The sequence below is a fragment of the Vibrio sp. 1288 genome, from assembly GCF_033344475.1.
The window spans coordinates 1-513 of the sequence record NZ_JAWPOX010001149.1; the positions used below are offsets into that span (position 1 = coordinate 1).

Consider the following 513-nt stretch of genomic DNA (forward strand, 5'->3'; position numbering starts at 1 on the left):
TTCGAGACGGTAAAATCATGGAAAGTCACGCCTTGAGCAATCCCCGTACCTAGCGCTTTCGATGCTGCCTCTTTAGCGGCAAAACGCTTAGCAAGATAACGCCCTTGCTGCTTGAGTTGCGAAAACTTTGCCATTTCATCCTCAGAGAGAATACGTCGGGCAAAAGGTTCACCACTGCGGCCTAGCGCTTTCTCTATACGCTCGATTTCAGCAATGTCGGTTCCTAAACCTAAAATAGCCATTCGCAGAACCTAGTTATTTGCGTGCCGCGATCATCAGTGCTTTCATCTCTGCCACTGACTTTTCTAGGCCATCAAACACTGCACGTCCAATGATAGAGTGACCAATGTTCAACTCGTAAATTTCTGGTAGCGCAGCAATTGGTGCCACGTTGTGGTAAGTCAGACCGTGGCCAGCGTTCACAATAATACCAAGGTCATCAGCGTAACTTGCACCCGCAGCAATCTTCTTCAATTCTGCTTGTTGCTCTTCTTCTGTTTCTGCATCAGCGTA

At 47.8% G+C, this 513-nt stretch carries 2 protein-coding genes; both read right to left on the reverse strand.

Features of this window, described 5'->3' with window-relative positions; genetic code table 11:
- Window positions 1–242 (reverse strand): holo-ACP synthase (gene acpS, locus R8O11_RS31380; RefSeq protein ID WP_318195411.1); only part of this gene is annotated, 242 nt, incomplete at its 3' end.
- Window positions 243–255: 13 nt separating this feature from the next.
- Window positions 256–513, reverse strand: a 258-nt coding sequence (locus R8O11_RS31385; RefSeq protein ID WP_318195412.1) for a pyridoxine 5'-phosphate synthase, incomplete at its 5' end; no start/stop codon positions are given.